Annotated in this window: 11 protein-coding genes; 1 reads left to right on the forward strand and 10 read right to left on the reverse strand. The window is 75.2% G+C overall.

The window, feature by feature from the left end:
• Window position 1: 1 nt before the first annotated feature.
• The 9 genes from AB0F71_RS16255 to AB0F71_RS16295 all read right to left on the reverse strand — a co-directional run bounded on the left by AB0F71_RS16255 (window position 2) and on the right by AB0F71_RS16295 (window position 23,511).
• Entirely contained in the window at window positions 2–529 is a 528-nt protein-coding gene (locus AB0F71_RS16255; RefSeq protein ID WP_360233756.1) for a flavin reductase family protein, read from the reverse strand.
• A 16-nt stretch (window positions 530–545) separates the two neighbouring features.
• Complete coding sequence (locus AB0F71_RS16260) at window positions 546–1,325, reverse strand: alpha/beta fold hydrolase (protein WP_360233759.1); 780 nt, start codon at window positions 1,323–1,325, stop codon at window positions 546–548.
• Window positions 1,322–3,667 (reverse strand): beta-ketoacyl synthase N-terminal-like domain-containing protein, encoded by a 2,346-nt coding sequence (locus AB0F71_RS16265; protein ID WP_360233762.1) that lies wholly within the window; start codon window positions 3,665–3,667, stop codon window positions 1,322–1,324. Before AB0F71_RS16265 ends, AB0F71_RS16260 begins: the two co-directional genes overlap by 4 nt.
• A gap of 35 nt (window positions 3,668–3,702) precedes the next feature.
• Window positions 3,703–12,594 (reverse strand): SDR family NAD(P)-dependent oxidoreductase, encoded by an 8,892-nt coding sequence (locus tag AB0F71_RS16270; RefSeq protein ID WP_360233765.1) that lies wholly within the window; start codon window positions 12,592–12,594, stop codon window positions 3,703–3,705.
• A 79-nt stretch (window positions 12,595–12,673) separates the two neighbouring features.
• Window positions 12,674–18,820, reverse strand: coding sequence for an SDR family NAD(P)-dependent oxidoreductase (locus AB0F71_RS16275; RefSeq protein ID WP_360233768.1), 6,147 nt, complete (start codon window positions 18,818–18,820; stop codon window positions 12,674–12,676).
• The gene (locus AB0F71_RS16280) at window positions 18,817–20,481 is read right to left on the reverse strand and encodes a tryptophan 7-halogenase (RefSeq protein WP_360233771.1); all 1,665 of its coding nucleotides are present in this window, start codon (window positions 20,479–20,481) and stop codon (window positions 18,817–18,819) included. Before AB0F71_RS16280 ends, AB0F71_RS16275 begins: the two co-directional genes overlap by 4 nt.
• Window positions 20,482–20,508: 27 nt before the next feature.
• Window positions 20,509–21,765, reverse strand: a complete 1,257-nt coding sequence (locus AB0F71_RS16285) for a cation:proton antiporter (protein WP_360233774.1) — start codon at window positions 21,763–21,765, stop codon at window positions 20,509–20,511.
• The gene (locus tag AB0F71_RS16290) at window positions 21,762–23,024 is read right to left on the reverse strand and encodes an NAD(P)/FAD-dependent oxidoreductase (protein WP_360233777.1); all 1,263 of its coding nucleotides are present in this window, start codon (window positions 23,022–23,024) and stop codon (window positions 21,762–21,764) included. Before AB0F71_RS16290 ends, AB0F71_RS16285 begins: the two co-directional genes overlap by 4 nt.
• Before the next feature lie 85 nt (window positions 23,025–23,109).
• Window positions 23,110–23,511 carry a nuclear transport factor 2 family protein gene (locus tag AB0F71_RS16295; RefSeq protein ID WP_360233780.1) on the reverse strand — a complete coding sequence of 134 codons (402 nt, stop codon included), beginning with the start codon at window positions 23,509–23,511 and terminating at the stop codon, window positions 23,110–23,112.
• Window positions 23,512–23,726: 215 nt separating this feature from the next.
• Here AB0F71_RS16295 and AB0F71_RS16300 point away from each other — a divergent pair, with 215 nt between their 5' ends.
• Entirely contained in the window at window positions 23,727–25,274 is a 1,548-nt protein-coding gene (locus AB0F71_RS16300; protein WP_360233783.1) for an MFS transporter, read from the forward strand.
• A gap of 75 nt (window positions 25,275–25,349) precedes the next feature.
• On the opposite strand, the gene AB0F71_RS16305 is transcribed toward AB0F71_RS16300, so the two are convergent.
• The gene (locus tag AB0F71_RS16305; protein WP_360233786.1) at window positions 25,350–26,690 is read right to left on the reverse strand and encodes an NAD(P)/FAD-dependent oxidoreductase; all 1,341 of its coding nucleotides are present in this window, start codon (window positions 26,688–26,690) and stop codon (window positions 25,350–25,352) included.
• Window positions 26,691–26,710: the final 20 nt, after the last annotated feature.

The following is a 26,710-nucleotide window of genomic DNA, read 5'->3' on the forward strand; positions in this document are numbered from 1 at the left end:
GTCAGGAAATGTAGTCGTAGAGCAGATTGCTGTCCTCGCCGGACTCCGCCCAATTGCCGTACCGACGCATTCCGTACAGCAGTGGTTTCTGGAAACGGAGGAGGGTGACCGCGTGAACCCGGGCGAACACCACGCAGTGGTCGCCCACGGTGTGCACGTCGGCCACCTCGCAGTCGGCGATGGTGTGCGCCGACTCCTCCAGGTGCGGCCCCCGGGCGCCCGGCCCGAGGGACCAGGCGACCCGGTCCCAGCGGTCGGCCGCCCCGGAGGCGAACAGCTCGGCGGTCGAACGGGCCTCGCTGTGCAGCAGGTTGACGGCGTAGCCGCCACTCTCCCGCACGGCCTCGACGGTCGGACTGCCGCGCCGCAGGCACACCAGCACGGTCGGCGGGTCCAGCGCGACGCTGCACAGCGAGGTGAGGGTCATCCCCCGGGGCTCGCCGAGCGCGGTCGTCGTGGTGACCACGGTGACCCCGGTCGGGAATCCGGCCATCAGCGGGCGGATATCCGGTGCACGGTCGGATGTCATGGCGGGCCTCCTGGTCTCAACGGCTTGCGAGTTCCGTCCGGCCCGCGGGCGCGCCGGACCGGCGGATCTCCTCGACCAGTTCGGCGGTGAACGCCGGGAAAGCCGGGCCGAGGAAGTGGAAATGACCGCCGGAGAAGGTCCGGCACTGGAATGCCCCCCTCGTCTCGGCGGCCCAGCCGGCCAGCGCGGAGGGCGGTGCCCACGGGTCGTCCACGCCGCCGAACGCCGTCACCGGCGCGGCCAGCGGGATCCGCGCCGGGCTCGGCCGGTAGCGGGCCACCGCCCGCAGGTCGGTGCGCACCAGCCGGAGGAACCGGTCGCGGAACTCCGGCAGTTCGTCGATCCGCGGGTGCAGCCCGCCCATCCTGGTCAGCTGGGTCATCAGCTCCGGGTCGGACAGCTCGTGGCCCGGCAGCGCCAGCGGCGGCTCCTCGGAGGGCGCCACCCGGCCGGACACCCCGAGCCAGCCCAGCCGGACGCCGGCCGCCTCCAGCGCCCGGGCGGTCTCGTACGCCAGCACCGCCCCCAGGCTGTGGCCGAACAGCGCGAGCGGCGCCCCGTCCGTCCACGGCAGGATGTCCGACACGCTGGAGGCAACCAGTTCGGGGACGGTGCCCAGGGCTGCCCGGTCGTGCCGCTTGCCCCGGCCGGGCAGGTCCAGCAGCAGCACGTCCCAGTTCTCCGGCAGCTCCCGGGTGAGCGGGAAGTAGGCGGCCGCCGAGCCGCCGGCGTGGTGGAAGACCACCAGCCGCAGCTCGGCGTCCTCCACCCGGCGCGGGCGCACGAACGCGGTCACGCCCGTGCCCCGGCCACGATGTCCTCGGCGAGCCGCCCGAGCAGTTCGGTGAGCGGCAGGTCGAGCGGCAGTTCCTCGGCGGTGAGGCCGACCCGGTAGTGCTCCTCGACCCGGGTGATGAACAGCGTGGACATGAAGGAGTCACCGCCGGAGTCCAGGAAGGACCGCTCCGGGTCCAGGGCCTCCGGCGCGTCCAGCACCGCGCCGAGCTGGGCCAGCAGGTACGCCTGCACCGCCGCCGCGTCCACCGGCTCGGGTGCCACCGGTCCCGCCTCGGCCGGGGCCGGGGCGGAGCCGCCGCCGAGGGCGGGCTCCTCCACCCAGTAGCGGCGGCGCTGGAACGGGTAGGTGGGCAGGTCGCCCAGCAGCCGGGCGCCCGGGGCGCGCAGCCCGGCCAGCGCCAGATCCGCGCCGGCGGTGAACAACTCGGCCAGCAGACCAGGAAGTTGGACAGCCGGATCGGTGAGCGCCGTGCTGTGCGCAGTGCCGCCGGCGTCCCACTCCAGCCGCACCGGGCCCGGCTCGGTGGAGCGGGCGGTGACGACCGCCGGGCCGAGCGCGCCGAGCGCGGCGGCCAGCGCGGCAGCCGGGTCCGTCGCCGAAGCGTCCGCCAGTGCGGGGAACGCCCCGGCCAGGGCGGCCAGGCAGGCGGCGGTGGCGACGGTGTCCTCGGGCAGCCGCAGCACCAGCCGGTGCGGGCCCTGCCCGGCGACCGCCGCGACCGGGCCGCGCACGGCCGCCGCCAGCGCCTCGGCCAGCTCCCCCGGGCCGCTGCCGGTGACGGCGATCCGGTGGGCGAACACGGCCCGCCCGGTACGCAGCGTGTGGCAGAGCGAGGGCAGCCGGGCCGGGTCGGCCTGTTTGAGGTACCGGACCACGGCGTCCGCCAGTTCGGACAGCGCCACCGGGTCCTTGGCGGAGAGCGTGAGCAGCTCCGGGTGCGGGTCGGCCGTCGGCTCGGGAGCGGTCTCCGGGCCCCGGTAGGACTCCAGTACGGCGTGCCCGTTGGTGCCGCTCATGCCGAAGGAGTTGACACCCACGATCCGCCGGTCCAGCTCGTCCGGCCACGGGTGGTTCCGGTCTGGCACGGTGATCCGCAGCCGCTCCCACGGGATGTGCGGGTTGAGCTCGCCGTCCTCGGCGGAGCGGGCGGCCGGGATCTCACCGTGCTGGAGCATCAGCACGGCCTTCAGCAGCGCGGCCGCACCGGAACCGGCCTCGAGGTGCCCGATCCGGGACTTGACGCTGCCGATCGCCAGCGGCAGCCCGCGTTCGCGGACGGCCCTGCCGAGCACCCCGTCGAGCGCGCCGACCTCGATCGGGTCGCCGAGCACCGTGCCGGTGCCGTGCGCCTCGACGTAGCCGATCTCGCCGGGCTCGACCCGGGCGTCCGCCAGGGCGGCCCGGATCACCTCCTGCTGGGCGGGGCCGTTGGGCACGGTCAGGCCGGAGGCGGCGCCGTCGTGGTTGACGGCGGTGCCGCGCACCACCGCGAGCACGGGCCGGCCCTCGGCCTCGGCGTCGGCCAGCCGCATCAGCACCAGCACGCCGACGCCCTCGCCCCGCCCGTACCCGTCCGCGGAGGCCAGGAAGGACTTGGAGCGGCCCTCCGGGGAGAGCGCCCGGGTCTGGCAGAGCGAGACCATCAGGTTCGCCGACAGCAGCAGGTTGGAGCCGCACACCAGGGCGTACCGGCACTCCCCGCCGCGAAGGCCGCGCACGGCCAGGTGCAGCGCGGACAGCGCGGAGGAGCAGGCGGTGTCCACGCTCAGCACCGGCCCGCGGAAGCCCATCACGTGGCTGATCCGCCCGGCGCCGAAGCAGAGGCCGCCGCCGGTGGTGTAGTACGGGTCGATCCTGGTCAGGTCGCTCCGGTCCTCCAGGCGCTCGGTGTACTCGGAGGCCATCATCCCGAGGTACACGCCGACGTCGAGCCGGTCGGCGCGGCGCACGGCCACACCGGCCCTCTCCAGCGCCTCCCAGGCGGTCTCCAGCAGCATCCGCTGCTGCGGGTCGAGCAGTTTGGCCTCGCGCCTGGAGATGCCGAAGAACTCGGCGTCGAAGTGCGAGATGTCGGTGAGGAACCCGGCCCGGTCCACGTAGGAGCGCCCGGGGCGGCCCGGCACGGGGTCGTGGACGGCCCGCAGGCCGGGCCGGTCCTCGGGGATCTCCGAGTAGGCGGTGCCGCTGCCCCGCAGGAACTCCCAGTAGGAGTCGGGCGAGTCCAGCCCGCCGGGCAGCCGCAGGGCCGTGCCCACCACCGCCAGCGGGGCGTGCCGTTCCTCCTCCAGCTCCCGGACCCGGTTCCGGAGGCGGTGGGACAGCTTGAGCTGGTCCTCCATCAGTCGGCGAATCGTATCGGTGTCCATGTCGGTGCTCACCCCTCTTCTGCGACGTCCGTCCGCACGGCCCGGACGAGGTCCTCGAACGACAGCCCCGCCAGGCCCGGGAGGTCTTCGGCGGGCTCCTCCGGCCCGGCCGGGGCGGGCTCCTCGGGAAGGACCAGCGCCAGCGCGTGGGCGGCGAGTTGGGCGACGGACGGGTGGTCCAGCGCCACGGTGGCGGGCAGCTCCTCGGCCAGCGCGTGGCCGAGCCTGGCCCGCAGGTCGATGACCATGATCGAGTCGAGGCCGCACTCGGTGAACCCGAGGTGGTCGTCGCCGGTCAGCGGTGCGCCCAGGACGGCTCCGGCGATCTCCCGGATCGCCTGCCGCAGCAGCTCCTCCCGCCCCTCGGCGGGGCAGTCGGCGAGCTGCTTGCGCAGTCCGCCGCGCGGTTCGGTCCGTACCGCGCCCGGGCGCTCGGCGCGTTCGCCGGGCCGGACCGGGTCGGCGAACAGCCGCCCGCCCGCCGCCTGCTCGGCCTCCACGGCGACCGCCACCAGGCGGTGCCGGCGGCCGGCCAGCGCGAGCCGCAGCAGCTCCTCGGCCTCCTGGTCGCCCAGCGCCCGGACGCCCCGGCGGGCGATCGCCCGCTCGGTCGCGGCGGTGCCGGCCAGGCCCCGCCGGGCCTCCGGGATCCAGGGACCCCAGTCCACCGCGACGGCCCGCGGGCCGTCCTGCTCGCTCAGCCGCTCCGCGAGGCCGTCCAGGAAGCCGTTGGCGGCCGCGTAGTTCACCTGCCCGGCGGAGCCGAGCACGGAGGAGGCGGAGGAGAACAGCACCAGGGTGACGTCCTGACGGCCCGCCAGGGCCTCGGCCAGGTGGGCGGCGCCGTGCGCCTTGGCGGCGAACACCCGGGTCCAGGCGTCCTCGGTGAGCTGTTCGAAGGCCCCGTCCGCGGCCACGCCCGCCAGGTGCAGCACGGTGCCCAGGGGCGCCGTCCGGTCGGCCTCCTCCACCGCCCGGCGGCAGTCCACCGGGTCGGTGACGTCGCCCTGGACGGTCCGGACCTCGATCCCGCGCGCGGCCAGCCCGTCCAGCACGGCGCGGGCCACCTCGTCGGGCGCGGAACGGCCCATCAGGGTGATCGCCGGGGCGCCCAGTCCGGCCAGGAACCCGGCCGCGCTCAGCCCGAGCGAGCCGAGGCCGCCGGTGATCAGCACCGCCCCGGGCGCGCCGGGCGCCGCCTCGGCGGGGCAGGGCGCCAGCCGGGTGGTACGGACGGTCGTTCCGGTGATCTCCAGCCGGGTCTCCGGCACCTCCTCGGCGACCAGCCGGGCGAGTTCCCCGGCGGCGGCGGTGGCGTCCCAGTCGGCTGCCAGACCCAGCCGGACCAGCCGGCGCCCGGGCTGCTCGGCCTCCAGCGAGGCGAGCATGCCCCACAGCGCCTCCCGGACGGGCGCGGCCGCGGCGGTGGCCAGGCCGAGCACCGCGTACGGCAGCGCCGGGTCGGCGGCCCGCAGGGTGTCGGCGAGGCCGCGGGCGGCAGCCAGCGCCTCGGCGGGCCCGCCACTGCCGAGCGCGAAGCGAGCGTCCACCAGCAGGTCGAGGGGCGCGCCGACGGGCGGCACGCTCTCCTGCTCCGTGACGGTGTGTCCGAGGGCGCGGAACGCGTCCGCCAGGGCGCGGCCGGTCCCGGTCCCGCCGCCGAGCAGGGCCACCCGCTGCGGCCCGGCGGCGGCGCCCGGCTCGCGGTCGGTTCGGTCGAGGACGTAGGCGTGCCGGGGGGCGTCGCGCAGCGAGCTCTCCAGCAGGGCGCGGGGGGCGCGCCGGAATCGGAAGCCCTCGATGTCGAGGACGGTGGCGCCGCTGTCGTCGAACAGGTGGATGTCGGCGGCGCTCACCCGCATCAGGCCGTCGGCGTCGGCGTCCCGGCCGAGGGCCCGGATGTGGCCCCACAGCTGCCGTCCGGGCCGGGGGCGGCCGGGGAAGGACAGCCGGGCGACCGCGAACGGGATCGCCAGGGCGGCCTCCTCGACGGTCGCGGCCGGGTCGGCCTCGGCGACGGCGAAGGTGACGGAGCTCTGCAGGCAGGAGTCCAGCAGACCGGGGTGGATCTGCCAGCCCGCCGGGTCCTCGCGCGGGTCCTCGGGCTCCTGGTACCGGACCAGCGCCTCGTCGCCGCGCACCCAGACCTCGCCGATCCAGCGGAAGGACGGGCCGAGGTGGTAGCCGAGGGTACGCAGGTGCGCGTAGAAGTCCTCGCCGGAGAGCCGGCGTTCGGCGGCGGCGGCGAAGGCCGCCGGGACGGGGACGGCCCGGTCGGCCCGGCGCCGCCCCTCCGGGACGACCCGCGCCGACAGGTGCTCCTGCCAGCGGCGCCGGGCCGGGTCCACCAGGCTCTGCACGCTGACGGTCCGCCGGCCGCCCTCCCGGTGGCCCTCGATCACCTGGAGCGGGTAGCGCTCGCCCTCGCGCAGTACGAGCGCGCGGGGGAAGTGCAGGTCCTCCAGGACGACCGGTTCACCGGCCGCACCGAGCGCGGACAGCGCGGTCGCGGTCTGCGAGGCGCCGGGCACCGAGACGGTGCCGAACAGCCGGTGGTCGGTCAGGTGGGCGGGGTACTCGGGGCTGCGCTCGGTGGCCCAGACCCGGCCGTCCAGCGCCGGGGAGCTGAGCTCGGTGCCCCAGGCCGGGCCCTGCGCGGCGACCGGCCGGGTGGCCTGGCCGGGCTTGACCGGCGTCCAGTACCGGGTGTCGGCGAACGGGTAGCGCGGGCCGCCGGTGCGGTCGGCGCCGGGCCTGACGTTGCGCCAGTCCAGGTTCTGGCCGCCGAGGTAGAGGATCCGGGCCGCGTCCAGCAGGGCGGCGCGCTCGCCGGTGCCGCGCCGCAGCGAGGATGCGAGGCCGGCGGTCGGGGCCAGCCCGGCGCCGTTGACCAGGTTGACCAGGGTGCGGTCGGGGCCGATCTCCAGGCACAGGTCGATGCCCAGGCCGGCCATCGACCGCAGGCCGTCCAGGAAGCGGACCGGGCGGCGGGCGTGCCGGCACCAGTAGTCCGCGTCGTACTCCTCCGGTCCGGCGAGCCGGCCGGTGACGTTGGAGACCACCGGAATCTCCGGGGCGCGGAACTCCAGGGGGGCGAGGGCGGCCCTCAGTCCCTCCACCGCCGGGTCCAGCAGGCGGCTGTGGAAGGCGTGCGAGACGCTCAACTTCCGCGCTCGTACGCCCTGTTCGCGCAGCTCGGCAGCCAGGGCGTCGATCTCCTCGGGCCGGCCGGCGACCACCACCGACTCGGGGCCGTTGACGGCCGCCAGGTCCAGCGCGCGGCCCCGGATCCACCCGTCCACCCGCTCCTCGCCGGCGACCACGGCGAGCATCGCGCCGCGTTCGGTGGCCTGCATCAGCCGGGCCCGTTCGGCGATCAGCGCCAGGCCGGCCGGCAGGTCCATCACCCCGGCATGCAGGGCGGCGGAGACCTCGCCGACGCTGTGGCCCATCACCACCGCCGGGGTCACGCCCCAGGAGGCCCACAGCGCCGCCAGCGCGGTCTGCAGGGTGACCAGGGCGGGCTGGGTGACCCGGGTCTCGTTGATCGCGGCCCGGTCCGCGCCGGAGAACACCAGCTCGGTCAGCGAGGCGCCGAGCAGCGGCGCCAGCACCGCGTCGCAGCGGTCGAAGGTCTCGCGGAACACCGGCTCGGTCTCGTACAGCTCCCGGCCCATCCCGAAGTACTGGCTGCCCTGGCCGGAGAACAGGAAGGCCACCCGGGGGGAGCGCAGCGCCGGACCGGCGGGCGCGGCCTCCCGCAGCCCCGCCAGCAACCGCTCGCGGCTGCTGCCGAGCAGCGCCCGGCGGTACGGGAAGTGGCGGCGGCCGGCCCCGGCGGCGGCGGTCAGCCGGGCCAGGTCGGTGTCGGCGGCCCCGGCCAGCTCCCGCTGCCACGCCTCGGTGAGCCGGGCCAGGCCGTCCTCGTCGGGGGCGGAGAGCGTCAGCAGGTGCGCGGTGTCCGGCCCGCCGGGCGCGGGCATGGTCACGGTGGCGGGCGTGGTCACGGTTGCGGGCGGGTCGGCCAGCAGCACGTGGGCGTTGGTGCCGGTGAAGCCGAACCCGGAGACCCCGGCCACCCTCGGGGTGCTGCCGCGCCGCCAGGGCGAGGTGGTCTCGACCACCCGGACGTTCATGTCCGCCCAGGACACGTGCGCGTTGGGCTCGGTGAAGTGCAGGTTGCCCGGGATCACGTCGTGGTGCAGGGACAGCACCGTCTTGATCAGCGACACCACTCCGGCCGCGGACTCGCAGTGCCCCAGGTTGCTCTTCACCGAGCCGACCTGCAGGGTCTCCCCCGGGCGGCGCCCCTCGCCCAGCACCCGCCAGGCGGCGCCGAGTTCGATCGGGTCGCCGAGGGTGGTGCCGGTGCCGTGCGCCTCCAGATAGCCGACCTCGCGGCCCTCCAGCCGGGCGTCCTGGAGGGCGGCCCGCAGCATCGCCTCCTGGGCGGCGCCGTTCGGCGCGGTCAGGCCGGAGGAGGCGCCGTCCTGGTTCATCGCGCTGCCGCGGATCACCGCGTACACCCGGTCGCCGTCGCGCACGGCGTCGCCCAGCCGCTTCAGCACCAGCACGCCGCACGCCTCGGAGCGGGCGAAGCCGTTGGCGTCCGCCGAGAAGGTCCGGCAGCGGCCGTCCGGGGAGAGCATGTGGGCCCGGCTGACGGCCGTCCAGGAGGCCCGGTCGAGCAGCACGTTGACGCCACCGACGAGCGCCGCCTCGCTCTCCCCCGTGCGCAGCGAGCGCACCGCGAGGTGCACCGCGACCAAGGAGGAGGAGCAGGCGGTGTCCACCGCGACGGCGGGGCCGGTCAGGCCGAGGGTGTAGGCGAGGCGCCCGGCGGCGGCGTTCAGCGCGGTACCGGTGCTGTAGTACGCGTCGACCTCGTCCGGTCCGGCCTCGGCGAGCAGCCGGGCGTAGTCGGCGTAGCTGACGCCGACGAACACGCCGGTACGGGTGGCGCGCAGCCGCTCGGGGTCGGTGCCGGCGTCCTCCAGGGCGTGCCAGGCGGACTCCAGCAGCAGGCGCTGCTGCGGGTCGAGGTTCTCGGCCTCGCGGGCCGGGATGCCGAAGAACGCGGCGTCGAAGCGGTCCAGGTCGCGCAGGAAGCCGCCCTGGTCGGTGACGGAGGGGCCGTCGCCGAGCCCGGCGAGGGCGGGCCGGTCGTCCGGGACGCGGGTGATGCCGTCGCGGCCCTCGCGCAGCAGCTGCCACAGCTCCTCGACGGTGTCGGCCTGGGGGAAGCGCCCGGCCATGCCGACGATCGCGATCGGCTCGGGGGCGCCCGTGGGCACCGCCTCGGCGGTGGTCGGCGCGGCGGTCGGCGCGGCGGTCGGCGCGGCGGGGGCCGGCGGCTCGGCCGGCCGGAGCGGGGCGGCCTTCGCGGTGCGCGCGGCCGGTGCTTCCGGGCGGAGGAGGTGCTCGGTGAGCCGGACCACGGTGGGGTGGTCGAAGACCTCGCCGACCGCGACGGTGGTGTCGAACGCCTCGCCGAGCCGGGCGGCCAGGTCGACGGCGGCGATGGAGTCCAGCCCGAGGGTGAGGAACCCGGCGGTCTCGTCGATGTCGTCGGCGCCCGCGTGGCCGAGCTGCGCGGCGAGCAGCCGGGCGACCTCGGTCCGGGCGGCGGCGGGCCGGGCCCGCTCGGGCAGGGCGGCGAGCCGGGCGGTCACCGACGCCTCGTGCCGGACGGCGGGCCCGACCGCGGCGGGGGTGCCGAGCACACCGCGCGGGCGCAGGCCCGCCAGCACCGTGCGCAGCCGGGCGAGGTCCAGCGGGCAGGCGATCAGGTGGGCCTCCGGCCCGTCGGCGGCGATGGCCAGGGCGGCCCGGCCGGAGGCGGCGTCGAAGGAGCCGACGCCGAGCCTGGCGGAACGTTCCAGCAGGGCGGCGTCCGCCATGCCCGCGCGGTCGGCACCGGCCAGCGCCCACGGCCCGTAGCCGAGCGAGACGGCGGGCAGGCCGAGTCCGACCCGGTGGGCGGCGAGCGCGTCCAGGGCGCCGTTGGCGGCGGAGTAGGCGGCGCAGTCCTCGGTGCCCCAGACCGCGGAGACCGAGGAGACCAGGACGAAGAAGTCCAGCTCCCAGCCCTCGGCCGAGGCGGCCCGGTGCAGCCACCAGGCGCCCCCGGCCTTGGCCCGCAGCGAGTCGGCGAAGCCCTCGGCGGTGAGCTCCGCGGCGGGGGTGCGGGTGAGGGTGCCGGCGGCGTGCAGGACGCCGCGGACGGGCGGCAGACCGGTGAGGGCGGTGCACGCCTCGGCGAGCGCCTCGGCGGTGTCGCAGCCGCCGCCCCGGTAGACGGCGCGGACGCCGCCGGCGGCCAGCTCGGCGAGGAAGTCCCTTGCCGCGGGCTCCAGTTCACCCTCCGGGCGGCGGCCGATCAGCAGCAGGGAGCGGGCCCCGCGCGCGACCAGCTCGGCGGTCAGCTCACGGCCCACTCCGCCGAGCGCGCCGGTCACCAGGTAGGTGGCGTCCGCGCGGAGCTCGGCGGTGGCGGTGGCGGCGGGGGCGGCCGTGGCCGGGGCCAGCCGGGGCACCCGGACGGTTCCCGCGCGGACGGCGGCCAGGTCCTCGGCGCGGTCGGGCGAGGTCAGCAGGGCGAGCAGGGCCCGGGCGTCGGCCGGGGTCGGCTCGGCGGGCAGGTCGACGAGGCCGCCCCAGCGGGTGCCGAACTCGAGGCCGAGGACCGGCCCGAGTCCGTGCAGCGCGCCGTGGTCGGTGGCCTCGGTGGACTCGCCCTCGGCGGTCCGCCGGACGGCCCGGGTCAGGGCGTGCACCCGGAGGCCGGGCCGGTCGGCGGCGGAGGCGGCGGCGACGACCGCGTCGGTGACGGCGGCGCAGAGCGCGGCCTGGGCCGTGGCCGGGTCGGCCTCCGTGAGCGGCCGCGGCCGGTAGGCGAGGACCAGACCGGCCGCGGCCTCGACCTGGCGGGCCCAGTGGGCCGTCCAGGCGGTTCGGTCCCCCGGCAGCGCTTCGTGCCGCCAGCCCGGGGGCGGGTTCAGCGGGCCGGGGCTCAGGAGCACACCCTCGAGCCCCCGGGCCGCCGCCTCCCCGGCGACGAGTTCCAGCGTCCGAGTGTCGTCCCCCGCGAGGACGAGGAGTTCGGCCGCCTCGGCGGCGGCCGGGTCGTGGTCCTGCCAGCGCAGCTGGTGGGCGGCGGCCGGTGCGGTGGCCGGGGCCGCGGACGGGGCGGCCGCCGTCTCGGGCGCGAGGCGCTGCCGCTGCCACGGGTAGGTCGGCAGATCGAGGACCCGGCGGGGCAGGGCGGGCAACGGGGCGTTCGGGCCGGGGACCACGGACGGGTCCTCGGCGCCGGCCGCCAGGGCGCGCAGGGCCCGGGCGGCGGAGGCGGGGTCGGCGGCGAGGATCCGGGCGGCGGCCTCGTGGCGGGCCCGGCCCTCGGTGGCGGTGTGGGCGAACGCCGGGTAGTCGGCGGCCGCCAGGCCGTCCAGCCGTTCGGCGTAGCGGACGGCGAGCTCGCGCAGCGCCTCGGGCGTCCGGGCGGACAGGTCGAAGCCGGTCACCTCGACGGCCTCGGGCGCCTCGACGGGGTCGGCGGCGCCCAGGATGACGTGGGCGTTGGTGCCGCTCATGCCGAAGGAGCTGACGCCGGCGTAGCGGCCGGCCCCGGCGGGCCAGTCGGTGAGTTCGGTGGGCAGGATGATGCCGGTGCCGGTGAGGTCGATCCGCGGGTTGAGGGTGCGGAAGTGGACCAGCGGCGGGAGTTGACGGTGTTTCAGGCAGAGCACGGTCTTGACCAGCCCGGCCACCCCGGCCGCCGACTCCAGGTGGCCGAGGTTGGTCTTGACGGCACCGACCACGAGCGGGGCGCCGCCGCTGGGCCGTCCGAGGGCGGTGGCCAGGGCCTCGAGCTCGATCGGGTCGCCGAGCGAGGTTCCGGTGCCGTGCGCCTCGACGTAGCCGATGTCGGCGGGCTCCAACCGGGCGTCGCCGAGGGCCTGTTCGAGCAGGGCGACCTGGGAGAGCACGTTGGGCGCGGTGAACCCGCCGGAACGGCCGTCCTGGTTGACGGCCGAACCGTGGATGACGGCCTGCACCCGGTCGCCGTCGCGCAGCGCGTGGTCGAGGCGCTTGAGCACCACGACGCCGCAGCCCTCGCCCCGGGTGAAGCCGTTGGCGCGGGCGTCGAACGCCTTGCAGAGGCCGTCGGGGGCGAGCGAGCGGGTCTCCTGGACCAGCCGCATCGACTGCGGGGACATGATCAGGTTGGTGCCCGCGGCGAGCGCGGTCTCGCACTCGCCGCGGCGCAGCGCCTGGACCGCCAGGTGGACGGAGACCAGCGAGGAGGAGCAGGCGGTGTCGACGGAGACGGTCGGGCCGGTGAGGCCGAGCGCGTACGCGACCCGGCCCGCGGCGAAGTTGTGGCCGTTGCCGGTGGTCCAGTACGCGTCCGGGTCCCCGGCCAGCCACTCCCGGTAGTCCTGCCACATGATGCCGAGGTAGAGGCCGGTCCGGCTGCCCTGGAGGCGGTCGGCGGCCAGGCCGGCGTTCTCCAGGGCCTCCCAGCTGACCTCCAGCAGCAGGCGGTGCTGCGGGTCGAGGTGCCGGGCCTCGCGCGGGCTGATTCCGAAGAACGCCGCGTCGAAGTCCAGGACCTCGTCCAGGAACCCGCCGCGCTGCGGCAGGCCCTCCCAGGCGGCCGCGAACGGCCCCTTGCGTTCGGGCCGCAGCCGACCGACCAGATCGCGGCCCTCCGCGAGGGCCGTCCAGTAGCCGTCCTGGCCGTCGATGCCACCGGGCAGGCGGAGCCCGGCGCCGATGACGGCGATCGCCTGCCCGCCCTGCTGCTCGTCGAGTTGGCGGCGCAGCGTGCGGATCGTGGCGAGTGCCCGGGTGAGCGGGGTCTGGCGGGATCCGTCGGTGGTGCTTGTCTCAGGCATGGATCGGTTCCTCGCGGTCTGGTCCGGTGTGTCTGGACCGGTCGGTGTCAGGACCGGTCGGTGTCAGGACCGGTCGGTGTCAGGACCGGTCGGTGTCAGGACCGGTGGGTGTCCGGGGCGGTCGGGCGGGCCCGCCGTCCGACTCGGCGCAGAGGTACTCGGCGAGCGCCGTGGCGGTGCCGTAGGCCCAGAGCAGGGTCGGCGAGAGCCTGGTGCCGAACGCGCCCTCGAGCCGGTTGCGCAGTTCGAGGCTCATCAGCGAGTCCAGGCCGAGGGCCTTCAACGGCGTGTCGGGTTCGATCCGTTCGGGATCGAGCCGCAGGACGCGTCCGGCGAGTTCGCGGATCTGCCGCGCGGCGAGCGGGGTCCGCTCCTCCGGTGCGGCGGCCCGCAGCCGGGCGAGGAACTCGCCGCCGGTGGCCACTCCGGCCCGGCCCGCGGCGTGCAGCAGCTGCCAGCTCGGCAGTGCGGCGGTGTCGGGGCTGGCGTCGAACCACTGGCGCAGGTCGATCGGGACGTACCCGGCCACCGGCCGGTCGCGCTCCAGCATCCGGACCAGGGCGGGCCACGCCTCCTCGGCCGGGATGCCGCCCATGCCGCGTTCGGCGAGGCGGGCACCGCGGGTCTCGTCGGTGGCGGCGAGGCCGATGTCGGTGAACGGGCCCCACTGCACGCTGAGGGCGGGGCGGCCGCACCGGCGCCGGGCCTCGGCCAGGGCGTCCAGGTAGGCGTTGGCGGCGGCGTAGGCGGACTGGCCGGGGTTGCCGACCAGGGCGGCGGCCGAGGAGAACAGCACGAACAGGTCCAGCGGGTCCTCGGTCGTCAGCGCGTCCAGGTGGCGCGCGCCGGTGGCCTTGGGCGCCAGCACCCGGTCGAGCTGCTCCGCCGTCAGGTTGCGGACGGTGGCGTCGTCGAGCAGACCGGCGGCGTGCACCACCCCGCGCAGCGGCGGCAGTTCGGCGCGGACGGTCTCCAGGGCGGCGCCCAGCGCGGCGGCGTCGGCGACGTCGCAGCGCACCACCCTGACGGTGGCGCCGAGCGCGGTGATCCGCTCGATCTCGGCCTCGGCGGCCGGGGTCGGGGCGGAGCGGCCGAGCAGGACGAGGGCTCCGGCGCCGTGCTCGGCCAGGTATCCGGCGAGGGAGAGGCCGAGGGCGCCGAGGCCGCCGGTGATCAGGTAGCTGCCGTCGGCCCGGAAGGCGCCGTCGGTGAGCGGGGCGGCCGGGACGGCCTCGACGGCGGCCGGGCCGAGCAGCAGGACGGCGGTGGCGCCGGGTGCCCCGGCCCCCTCCCCCGCCTCGGCGAGGCCGCGGGGGGCGACCGGCAGCGGCGCGGCGGCGGCGCCCGCCCAGCCGGCGGCCAACACGGCGGCGAACCGGTCCGGGCGGCGGCGCAGCAACCCGGCCGCGTCCACGGCGAACTGGGCTGCGCCGTCCGGAAGTTCCTCCGGGCCGGGGCGCAGGCCGTCGAGGGCGACGGCCCGTCCGTCGGCGGCCAGGGCGGCGAGGGCGCGCGCGGGGGTGGCCCCGGCGGGCCGGCCGAGCACCACGTCCGCGCCGGACCCGCCGGTGGCGGAGCGGACGGCCTGCGGCCAGCCGGGGTCCTCCGCGTCCAGCAGTTCCACACCCTCGAGCTGCGGGCCGGTCGCGGCGCCGCCGGGCACGGTGGCGAGCACCCGGGCGCCGAGCCGCCGGGCCAGGGCGGCGGCGGCGAGCCCGGTGCCGTCGGTGACGTGCACCAGGACGGTGTCCCCGGCGGTTACCCGGGCCGCCTCCACCAGCGCCTGGTGGGCGGTGGCGACGGCCGGCGGCAGGGCCGCCGCCTCGGCGTCGCCGAGGGTGTCGGGGACGGCCACGGCGTGGTCGACCCGGACGGTCAGGTGGCTGACCGGGCCGTCGGCGGTGACGGCGGCGGCCCGGTCGCCGACGGCGAGGCCGGTGACGCCCTCGCCGACCGCGACCACCCGGCCGACCAGGCCGGTGGCCGTTCCGGTGCCGCGCCCGGGCAGGGTCGCGGCGGCGGTCTCGAGCTCGATCTCGCCGGGCCCGGGGGCCCGGCGGGCGATCCCGGCCGGGCGGCCGTCCGGGTCGATCCGGAACGGCTGACGGCGGGTGAGCGGCGTCGGCAGCTCGGCCGGTGCGGCGGCGCCGCGCGCCAGCCGGGCGGCGAGGCGTCGGCCCGGGCGCAGGGCCAGCTGGTCGTCCGCCTCGGCCGGGTCGGTGAGCAGCTCGGCCGCGCAGGCGGCGGCCAGGCCCTCGTCGTTCGGGTCGAGATCGATGATCCGGGGGGTCAGTTCGCCGTGCTCGCGGCGCAGCACCCGGGTGAAACCCCAGTACAGGGCGGCGCCGGGGTCGGGCCGGTCGGCGGCCAGGACGGCCTGGCCGCCGAGGGTGACCACGGCCAGCCGGGGCGGTACGGGCTGCGCGGTGCAGGCGGTGGCCAGGGCGGCGAGGTGGAGCAGGCCCTGCTGCTGGGCGGCGGGGCCGGCCTCGGCGCCGGGGGCGAGGAAGACCACGCCGTCGGCGGCGCCGATCTCCTCGTCAGGGCGGATCCGGGCGGTCTTGGCATCCCGGGCGGCGAGCGCCTCGGCCAGTGCCTCGGCCGTTGGCCCGTCGCCGCAGACCACCCAGCGGCCGGGTTCGGCCGGCACCTTCGCTTCGGTGTCGGTGAGTTCGGCGTCGGTGAGTTCGGCGTCGGTGAGTTCGATCCAGTCGATCCGGTGCAGGCGTTCGCCGTCGGTCCGCCCGTCCCGGTCCGCGGTGGGCAGCGGGGTGAGGGTGAGTCCGATCATGCTGAGCAGCGGGGTGCGCTCCTCGGCGGTGAACAGGTGGACGTCGATCAGGCCGTCGGCGCGCCGCAGGGCGTGCGACCACAGATCGCTGACGGGATCCGCCAACTCGTCCACGACCACCACGCGTTGGACGCCGGTCGGGACCACCGCGTCGCCGGGGCCGTCGGCGGCACAGAGGGCGAGCGAGACCTGCAGGGCCCCGTCCCAGAGCGCGGGGTGCAGCCCGTACGGGCGGTTGGCCGGGCGCAGCCGCTCGGGTAGGGCGACCCGGCCGACGGCCTGCTCGCCGTCCTCGGCCACGGCCAGCGCGCCGACGGTGCGGAACGCCGGGCCGTACTCCAGCCCCCGGGCGGCCCAGGTGCGGTAGAGCTCCTCCGCGGCCCCCGGCTCGGCACTCTCGCCCCAGCCGGGGAACCCGGGTGCCTGCCACGGGAGTTCGCGCAGGACGGCGCGGGCGGTGGCGCTCTCCTCCCACTGCTCGCCGCCCTCGGGGAGGGCGAGCAGCCGGAACGCGCCGCCGTCCTCGGCGTCGTCGGTCCATTCGGCGGTGAGCCGGGCCGGGGTGTCGCCGAGCGGGACGCCCTTGCGGAAGGCGACCTGCTCCAGCGCCTTGGGCAGGTGGCCGGTGCGGGCCCGTACGGTGGCGAGCGCGATGCCGAGGACGGCCGCGCCGGGCAGCACGGGGGTGCCGTGGACCTGGTGGTCCCCGAGCCAGGGCAGGTCGGCCGTCGAGGGCTCCAACGCGCCGTGTCGGCGGCCGGGTTGGCCGGGCGCAGGGGTCAGCTCCGGCTCGAGGCCGGGGGCGGCGGCGCGGCTGCGCGGCCGCTCGTCGATCCAGTACCGGTCCTGCCGGAGCGGGTAGCCGGGCAGGGTGAGGCGGGCGTCGCGGGGCAGCGCGCCGAACGGTTCGAGCCCGGCGGTGTAGGCGGTGGCCAGCGCCCGGGCGAAGTCGGCCGGGCTGCCCTGGTGGTGGCGCATCGTGGTGAGCACGGCAGCGGGCTCGGCGCGGTCGGCGGTGAGCTGTTCGATGGCCGGGGCGAGCACGGGGTGCGGGCTGATCTCCACGACGTGGGTGACGCCCTCGTCGAGCAGGGCCGCCATGGTGTCGGCGAACAGCACGGGGCTGCGCAGGTTCTCGACCCAGTAGGCGGCGTCCATCTCGGGGCCGTCCAGCTGCCGGACCCGGACGGTGGACATCAGCGTGATCGCGCCGCCCCGGGGGGCGGTGGGGGCGAGCGCCTCCAGCAGGTCCTCGCGCAGCGGGTCCATCTGGGGACTGTGCGAGGCGTAGTCGACGTTGACCAGCCGGCAGTAGGTGCCCTCGGCCTCCAGCAGTTCCTTCAGGGTGAGCACGGCCTCCTGCTCGCCGGAGAGCACGCAGGAGTGCGGGCCGTTGTGGACGGCGAGCGAGATGCTCTCCTCGAAGCCCTCCAGGGCGGCCAGCGCGCCCTCCCGGTCGAGGTCGACGGCCAGCATCCGGCCCTGCCCGGAGGTGCGGCGGGCGATGGCGCTGCGGCGGGCCATCACCAGCGCGGCGTCCTCGTAGCTGAGGATCCCGGCCAGGGTGGCGGCGGTGATCTCGCCCTGGCTGTGGCCGAGGACGACGTCGGGTTCGACGCCGTTGGCCCGCCACAGCTCGGCCAGGCCGAGGGACATCGCCCACAGCACGGGCTGGAGCATGTCGATCCGGGTGGTCCACTCGTCCCCGGCCCGGCCGGCGAAGACCTCCAGCAGGTCCCAGTCGGTGTGCGGGCGCAGCGCCTCGGCGCAGCGGGTGACGGTGGCGGCGAAGACCGGGCTGTCCCGGTACAGCTCCTGGCCCATGCCGTCCCACTGGGAGCCCTGGCCGGGGAAGACGAAGGCGGTCCGGCCGCGCGGTACGGCGCGGCCGGCGCCCTCGCTCTCCCGGTCGGCGGCGAGGGTCTCCAGGGCGGCGCGGAGTTCCTCGGGGGTGTCGGCGACCAGTCCGGCGCGAACCTGGAAGTGGTCCCGACGCCAGGCCAGGGTGCCGGCGAACTCCCGTACGCCCTGCGGGTCCTGGGGGACCAGGGGGAGGAGTTCGCGGGCCCGCTCGGCGAGCACCCCGCGTTCACGGGCGGAGAGCGGGACGACGGCGGGCAGGCCGGTCGCCGGGGCGGCGGCCGGCTCGGCGGGCCCGGCCGCGGGCGGGGAGGCCAGCACCACGTGGGCGTTGGTACCGCCCCAGCCGAAGGAGTTGAGGCCGAGGTGGACGGGGCCCTCCGGGTCCAGCGCGAGTGGTTCGCGGACCACCCGGACGTTCAGGTCCTCGAACGGGATGGCCGGGTTGAGCTCGGCCGAGTGCAGGCTCGGCGGGACGGTGCGGTGGCGCAGCGCCAGCAGCAGCTTGAACAGGCCGGCCAGGCCCGCGGACGCCTCCAGGTGGCCGATGTTGGTCTTGATCGAGCCGATGTGCAGCGGGTTCGCGGGGTCCCGGTGCCGGCCGAGCACCGTGCCGAGCGCGGTGGCCTCGATCGGGTCGCCGCGTCCGGTGCCGGTGCCGTGCGCCTCCACGTAGACGGGCTGCCCGACGGGCACCGCGCCGGTGCCGTACGCCTGCCGCAGCAGGTCCTCCTGGCCCTCGGGGCTGGGCGTGACCAGGCTGTCGCCGCCGCCGTCGTTGTTGACGACGGTGCGGACCACCAGGCCGTGGATCCGGTCGCCGTCGGCCTGCGCGCGCGACAGCGTCTTGAGGCAGAGCGCGGCCACGCCCTCGCCGCGCACGAAGCCGTTGGCGGAGGCGGCGAACGCCTGGCAGCGGCCGTCCGGGGAGAGCCCGCCGAAGTGGGTGAGGCCGACGGTGACGTACGGGTCGGCCATCAGGTTGACGCCGCCGACCAGGGCGGCCTCGACCTCGCCGCTGCGCAGCGCCTGGGCGGCCAGGTGCAGGGCCACCAGCGAGGAGGAGCAGCCGGTCTCCACGGTGAGGCTGGGGCCGCGCAGCTTGAGGACGTACGAGAGCCGGGCGGCGACCACGTCCAGCGCGTTGCCGTAGAGGCTGTGCGGGGTGGGGCGGGCGCCGCGGTTGATCCGGAGCAGCTCGTAGTCGTGCCAGGAGGCGCCGACGTAGACGCCGGTGCGGCTGCCCGCGAGGGCGGCGGCGGGCACGCCGGCGTCCTCCAGGGCCCGCCAGGCGACCTCCAGCAGCAGGCGCTGCTGGGGGTCGATGGCGGCGGCCTCGCGCGGGGAGACGCCGAAGAAGGCGGCGTCGAAGCGGTCGATGCCCTCCAGGAAGCCGCCGACCGTCTGGACGTCCTTCTCCGGGTCGAGCGGGCGGTCGGTGTCCCAGCGGTCGGCCGGGACGGGGCCGATCGCGTCGCCGCGCCCCATCAGCAGGGTCCACAGGCTGTCGGTGTCGGGGGCGCCGGGGAACCGACCCGCCATCCCGACGACCGCGATGGGCTCCTCCGCGGTCACTCGCCACCCCGCAGGCGCATCCGGACCAGGCCCTTGGAGGCGTTGATCATGCGGGGGCCGATCTCCGGCGGCGCCTCGCGGCGGCACCAGACGGCGTTCTTGGCCATCTTGCCGGGCGACATGTTGAAGCAGCGGGTGTCGCGCTCGCCGAGCCGGAAGCCGGGCGAGATGAAGTCGGCGTGCTTGATGTGCTGGAGGATCTGCTCGGCGGCCCGGCCGGTGCTGACCTTGCCGGCCTCGACGGCCAGGCACAGGTCGCGGGTGAGCGTGCCCATCTCGTTGAACCCGGCGCTGACCGGCAGCGGGGAGCCGGGCTGCTTGCTCTGCTCCAGGTCGAGGAAGACCTCGTCGCGGCCGGTGCGCTGGAAGCGGTAGTACGCGTCCTCCAGCATCACGTTGCCGAGCATGGTGCCGAGCATCCAGGTGCGGTTGACGGCGTTCCACAGCTCGTAGTCGCGGAAGCCGACGAAGGAGCTGAACACCAGGTCGTCGTGGAAGTCGAACAGGCCCTGCTGCAGGCTCTCCACGTAGTCGAACCGCTCGCGCGACCAGTTGCCGTCGCGGGAGGCCGCGATGAGCCGCCAGCCGAGGACGTTGACCAGCTCCAGGGTGTTGGTCAGGCCGCGCGAGTACAGCGCGTCGATGAAGCCGGCGGCGTGCGAGGTGAGGCAGAACCGGTCGCCGACCACCTGGTGCGCGGAGTACTGCAGCCGACCGGTGGAGACCCACGGACGGACGGCCTTGGCGCCCTCGAACTGCCAGGCGATCTCCGGGAAGCGGGCCAGGAAGTCGTCGAACTCCTGCTGCGCGGACAGCTCGCCCTTGGGGAACTTGCGCGGGTCCAGGGTGAGCCCGACGCTGCACAGCGGGTTCATCGAGTCCTGGTGGTTGTCGAACGGGATCACCCAGAGCCAGCCGCCGTCGAAGACGTGGTGCAGGGTGCCGTGGTGCCAGGGGTTGGGCTGGCCGTGCTTGGCGGCGGTGCGCGAGTCGTCGAAGGGCTTGACCCCGACCATGTGGGTGAACAGGCACCGGGAGTGGGTGTTGGCCCGGGTCGGGGTCTCGCGCAGCTGGAACTTGTCGGCCAGCGGCGAGCGGAAGCCGCTGCCGTCGACCACGTAGTTGGCCCGGAACTCCTCGCCGCTGTCGGTGCGGAGCACGGCGCCGGTGTCCGGGTCGATCTCCACGTCGGCGATGCGGGTGGCGAGCCGGGGGTGCGCGCCGTACTTCACCGCGACGTGGAACAGGTAGGCGTCGATGTCCTGCCGGAACAGGTGGGTCTCGGTGCGGATGGCCGAGGGCACGACCAGCTGGTTGACCTCGTCCGGGCGCTGGGCGGAGCCCTCCCGGTGGTAGACGAAGCCGAAGTTCTGCTTCTGGCCGCAGTTGCGCGAGACCCGCTGCCGGATCCCCTTGAAGCTGGACAGCGGCATGAGTTCGGGGACCTGGTACCGGTCCGCGATCAGCCGGGTCATCCCGGAGGTGTACGGAATGGTGGACTCGCCGACGGCGAACCTGGGGTGCGTCCCGGCGTCGAGCAGGAGCACCCGGACGCCGTTGCGCGCGAGTACGGCGCCGAGCATGCCGCCGGCCATGCCGCTTCCCAGGATCGCCACGTCGTAGGCGTTGTGCTGCTGCTGTGCCCGCCTCGTGCCTGCCATCTTCCGTTCCTTCCGTCTGATCTGCGGTTAGCTCCGGCCCGCGGCGGCCCGCTCGCGGCCGCGCTCGGGGACTACGGGGACCTCCACCGCCTTGGTGAAGACCCGGGACAGCAGCGGTCCGGTCATGGCCGTGGTGACCACCGCCATGACGACCATGAGGGAGTACAGCGAGCCGTCCAGCAGGCCCAGTTGGAGGCCGATGCCGAGGATGACCAGCTCGGTGAGACCGCGGGTGTTCATCAGCGCGGCCAGCGCGGCGGCCGGCCGGGGGTCCAGCCGCTGGGAGCGCGCCCCCAGGTAGGTGCCGCCGAACTTGCCGACCACCGCGACGGCCAGGATCAGGGCCAGGTCGACCAGTTGGCCCGCGTTCAGCCCGCTGAGGTCCACCTTGAGGCCCGCCACGACGAAGTAGACCGGCAGCAGCAGGCCGGTGACCTGCTCGGTGCACCGGTGGATCTCCAGCCGCAGGCCGTCCGCGCCGGCCTTCGGCATCACCACGCCGAACATGAACGCGCCGAAGATGTAGTGCATGCCGAGGGCCTCGGTGGCGGCGGCCGACAGCAGGGCGCCGATCAGCACGGCGGCCAGCTTCTCGGCGGAGAGCGTGCCGGGCTTGCCACCGGGCATCAGCAGGCGCCGCAGCAGCGGCCGGACGATGACCACCAGCGCGCCCATGAACGGCAGGATCAGCACCACCAGCCAGTGGTCCGACCCTCCGCCGACGGACGCCTGGACCGCGGCCAGCGCCACCCAGGCGATCACGTCGACGGCGGCCGCGGTGGCCAGGGCCAGGCCGCCGACCGCGGTGGTGGTGAGCCCGCGGTCGGCGAGGATCCGGGCGAGCACCGGGAACGCCGTCACGGAGACGGCGAGCCCGACGAACACCACGAAGGCCGCCTTGTTGTGCGGGGCCTGGTCGCGGGCCAGGTACAGGGCCAGCGCGATCCCGAGCACGAACGGCACCAGGGTGGAGCCGAGCACCGTGCCGGCGGTGGCTCGGCCCCGCCCGCGTAGTGCCGCGCCGTCCAGTTCCAGCCCGATGCCGAACATGAACAGCGCCACGCCGACATTGGCCATCCCGGTGAGCAGCGGCCGGATGTCACCGGGGAACAACGCGTCGGACATCGCCCCGTGGAACAGGGTCGGTCCGAGCAGCACCCCGGCCAGGATCTCCCCGACCACCGGCGGCTGGTTGATCCGCACGGCGAGCCGCCCCAGCCCGCGGGCCAGCAACAGGATCAGCGCGATGTCGACGAACAGCAGCTCCACCTGGTGACTGGTCACGGGGCTTCCGCTCCCCCGATGAGGTCGTCCAGCGAGAGGTTGAGCATCGGGTGCTTGCCACTGAGGCCGGAGATCAGCGTGACGAAGTCCGCCGAGGGGGTGCGCTCCTTCTCCGGGTCGACCAGCTCCTGGGCGAGGCTGTAGTAGAACTCCTTGTACTTGGTGCGGTCGTAGAAGCGCTCGACGAAGGTGCGGATCTCGTCGAAGAAGGCGCGGTAGGCGGTGGCGTAGCGCTTGAGCGCCTGCTCCTCGATCTCCGGGTGCTCGAGGATCTGGTGGGCGATCTTCGACAGGGTGCTGCCGGCCAGGGTGGCCAGGGCCACGCCGGTGGAGAACAGCGGGTCGACGAAGGCCGCGGAGTCGCCGACGCACACCCAGCCGTCGCCGTGGAAGGTGTGGCTGGTGTACGACCAGTCGCGGGCGGTGCGCCAGCCGGCCGCCTGGTTGGCGTTGGTCAGCATCCGCTTGAGCTTGGTGGTGCGCTGGGCCTCGGACCTGAACAGGTCCTCCAGCGACTGCCCGTCCTTGTTGGCCTCGGAGGAGCGGGTCACGTAGCCGACGCTGATGGTGCCCTTGTCCAGCGGGATCGCCCAGAACCAGCCCTCGTCCAGGCCCTCGATGAGGATGTTGGTGTACTCGTCGCCCTGGAGGCGCTCGCAGTTGTCGAAGTACGTCCAGACCGCGACGTTGCGGAGCTCCTCGTGCCAGGTCACGTCCGCGTAGCGGCGGCTGAGCAGCCGGGACTGGCCGGAGGCGTCGACGACGAGCTTGGCGCGGGCCTCGTACTGCTGGTCGGCGCCGCGGAGGTTGAAGCGGACGCCGACGACGCGGCCGTCCTCCTCGATCGGCTCCTTCACGGTCGCGTCCTCGATGATGAACGCGCCGAGCTCGCGGGCCCGGTCCAGGATCATCGAGTCCATGTCGGCGCGGCGGGTGTGGTACGCGTACGGCTGCGCCCCGCCCTCGACGAACGAGAAGTGCCACGGGATCTGCTGGTTGCCCCAGACGAGGGTGCCGCCGTACTTGCGCTCGAAGCCCCGGGCGTCCATCCGCTCGGTGAGGCCCAGTTCCTCCATGGGGCGCATGAAGGCGGGGATGAGCGACTCGCCCACGTGGTAGCGCGGGAACCGCTCCTTGTCGAGCACCAGGACGCGGTGGCCGCGCTTGGCCAGGAGCCCGGCGGTGGTGGAGCCGGCGGGGCCCCCGCCGATCACGATGACGTCGAACTCCTCAGGTACCCCGAACAGTGTGGACGGCATGCCAAGTCCTTTCCTGCGTTCAGTCGGTGCGGTACGGACAGTCTTGATCGGGGCACCTGAAGAGCCTCTGGACGCCGTCTGAAGATCAGGCCCCGACGGCGTGGGCGGCGACGATGCCGGCCGTGTCGGAGATGCCCTCGGTGCGCACCACCCGGCCCTCGCGCAGCTCCCAGAAGTGCACGAAGCGCACGTCGAACTCGCCGCCGCCCTGACGGAAGCGGCCGGTCCAGTTGCCGATCGCGGCCGCCCAGTCGCCGCTGACCCGCAGCTCCGTCACCTCGAAGGCGGTCTCCTCCAGGTACTCCAGCGCCCCGGCGAAGTACTGCGCGGTTCCGGCGGTGCCGGTGTAGTGGCCGGTGGACCAGGGCAGTGCGGCCGGGGTGGTGATGTCCACCTCGGGGTCGAAGATCTCCATCAGGGTCGGGACGTCCGCCTTGGACAGGGCCTCGTACAGCCGCTCCACGACGGCCCTGGTCTGCTCCGACATCACTGTCTCCTCACGTGTCACGGCCACCCCGGTGGAGCGGCCCGCGTCTGCCGAGTCTCGCGGCGCGGGTGACGGGGCGTCATCTCCCGGGTTGCGCAATTGGCGAGTTGCCTGGGACGGTTCCGCTCGGCATAGTTAGAGTTGAACTCTAGTTTCGCGCTACGAAAACCTGGCCCGCCGCCCGATTCGCTCATCTCTCCAGGAGGAGAAGGACTGTGACGATTGATCAGTTCGAGGCCGAGGAGGTGCCCGCGTTGACCTCCCGGACGAGCCGACCCGGCCTCGCCCTCACCGTCATCGCGGGCTGCCAGCTGATGGTGGTCCTCGACTCCACGATCGTGAACATCGCCAACCCGCACATCCAGCGCGCCCTGGACTTCTCCACCTCGGACCTGTCCTGGGTGGTCAACGCCTACACGCTGACCTTCGGCGGCCTGCTGCTGCTCGGCGGCCGGGTCGGCGACATCCTCGGCCGCCGCCGGGTCTTCACCGCGGGCATCCTGCTGTTCACCTTCGCCTCCCTGCTGGCAGGACTGGCCCAGGAGCCCTGGCAGCTGCTCGCGGCCCGCGCCCTGCAGGGCGTCGGCGGCGCGATCGCCTCGCCGACCTCGCTGGCGCTGATCACCACCACCTTCACCGAGGGGCCGCAGCGCACCAAGGCCCTCGGCATCTACGCGGCGGTCTCCGGCGGCGCCGGTGCGGTCGGCCTGCTGGCCGGCGGCATGCTCACCCAGTGGCTCGACTGGCGCTGGGTGTTCTTCATCAACCTGCCGATCGGCCTGGCGATCGCCCTGCTCACCCCGGTGGCCATCGCCGAGGCCGAGCGCCGGCCCGGCCGCTTCGACCTCCCCGGCGCCTTCACCTCCACCCTCGGCATGGCCTCCCTGGTCTACGGCTTCATCCGCGCCTCCGAGGAGGGCTGGCGGGACGGCTGGACGATGGCCTCCTTCGGCGCCGCCGCCGTCCTGCTGATCGCGTTCGTCCTGGTCGAGCGGCGCGTCCCGCAGCCGATCACCCCGCTGAAGCTCTTCGCCGACCGCAACCGCTCCGGCAGCTACGTGATCATGCTCGGGCTCGGCGCCGCCCTGCTCGGCCTGTTCTTCTTCCTGGTGCTGTACGTCCAGAACGTGCTGGGCTACAGCGCGATCAAGTCCGGCGTCAGCTTCCTGCCGATCACCGTGGCCATCCTGATCGCGGCCGGGGTCAGCCAGCCGCTGCTCCCCAGGGTCGGCCCCAAGCCGCTCCTGGTCGCCGGCACCGTGCTCACCACCGCGTCGCTGCTCTGGTTCACCCAGATCGAGCCGGACAGCAGCTACACCACCGGGGTGCTCGGCCCGATGATCCTCTTCGGCCTGGGCCTCGGCCTGACCTTCGTCACGCTGACCCTGACCGCCGTCTCCGGCATCTCCGCCGACCAGGCCGGCGCCGCCTCGGGCCTGCTCAACGCCACCCAGCAGGTCGGCGGCGCGCTCGGCCTGTCCATCCTGGTCACCGTGTTCGGCACGGCCAGCCGCGACGAGGCCAAGACACAGATCCCGTCCTTCCTGTCCTCCGCCACCCCGGAGCAGCAGGCCGACTTCGCCAAGTCCCACATGCTGCCCGGCGAGTGGGGCCACGCGGTGCTCACCCACGGGGTGGCCACCGCCTACTGGGCCGGCACCGCGCTGATCGGCCTGGCGCTGCTGACCTCGATCTTCGTGATCAAGGTCCGCCGCAGCGACCTCGCCGCGCTCAGCGGCGCGGCCGGCATGGCCGCCGTCTGATCCCGGCCGGCGTCGCACGACCGAGCGCCCGCCGCCCCGGGGAAGGGCGGCGGGCGCTCGGTCGTTCCCGGCGGGTCAGGCGGCGGGCGAGCGGCCGGCCGCCAGCAGCGAACGGACCACCGTGGCGGGCCGCATCACGGCGGTCGGCGGGACCAGCAGGTGCTGCATGTCCAGCATCACCCGGTGCACGTCGGCCGAGACGTGGGAGGCCAGCATCACCCGCTTCACGTAGCGGTTCAGCAGGTCCGCGCCCAGCGGCTTCGGGCCCTCCGTCTCCGGGTACATGAAGTCCCCGCCGGTGGCCATCTGCCAGGGCGTCGCGATGATCTTCGACGCGGCCCGGTAGTACGCCCGCGCCATCTCCGGCGAGGCCGACCCGAACCGGTCCAGCGTCCGGCCCAGGGCCGCCGCCTCCATCGCGCCGGCCGTCATGCCCTGCCCGTACAGCGGGTTGAAGCTGCAGATCGCGTCGCCCAGCGCCACATACCCGGCCGGGTGCCGGCGCACCTTCTCGAAGTACCGCCGCCGGGCCTGCGGGTAGGTGAACTTGCGGGCGTCGCCCGGCTCCGTCGGCTCGCACCGCCCGAGCAGTTCGGCGACGTGCGGGCTGGGCAGGTTCTCGGCGTACGCCCGGAAACCGGCCGGGTCGACCGGGCTGTGCGAGCGGTGCCAGCCACCCAGGGTGACCACCCAGCGGTCGCCCTCGACCGCGAACACCGCCGCGGCCCGCTTGTCCTGCGGCGGGACGGCCGACATCAGGTACAGCAGACCGCCGTCCAGCATCCGCTCACCGGCCTTCCGGTGCAGCAGCTTGGTGGTGTAGCCGACGTCGATCTTGACCGTGACGGTCTCCGGGCTGTCGCAGCCCAGGTCCGCCAGCCACTTGTCGGACCGGCCCGCGCTGCGGCCGGTGGCGTCCACCACCAGGTCCGCCCGCAGCACCTCACCGGTGTCGGTCTCCACCCCGGTCACCCGGCCCGGCCCGCCGATCACCCGGCTCACCGTGGTCCGCTCCCGGATGTCGACGTTGCCGATCCCGCGCACCCGGCCCCGCACCACGTACTCCAGGTAGGCCCGGGTGAGGCTGATCCCGAGCTTGCCGCTGTTGAACCGGGTGCGCAGCGCACCCATCTGGTGGAACAGCAGGTCGTTCCCGGGGTCGAAGTGCACCGCGCCGCCGGCGACCAACTCGGCGGACAGGCCGGGGAACAGCTGCTCCAGCATCATCTTCCCGCTGATCAGCAGGGCGTGGGAGTGGCCGCTCTGCGGGACGCCCTTCCGGTCGGCCGGGCCGTCCGGAAGGGCGTCCCGGTCGAGCACGGTCACCCGCCCGTATCTGTCGGCGAGCACCCGAGCGGCCGTCATGCCGCCCATCGATCCGCCGATCACCACCGCGTGGCCGCCGATCACACCCATCAGCACTCCCAACTCGCAGA

This window comes from Kitasatospora sp. NPDC028055 (assembly GCF_040637885.1).
Classification (GTDB): Bacteria; Actinomycetota; Actinomycetes; order Streptomycetales; family Streptomycetaceae; genus Kitasatospora.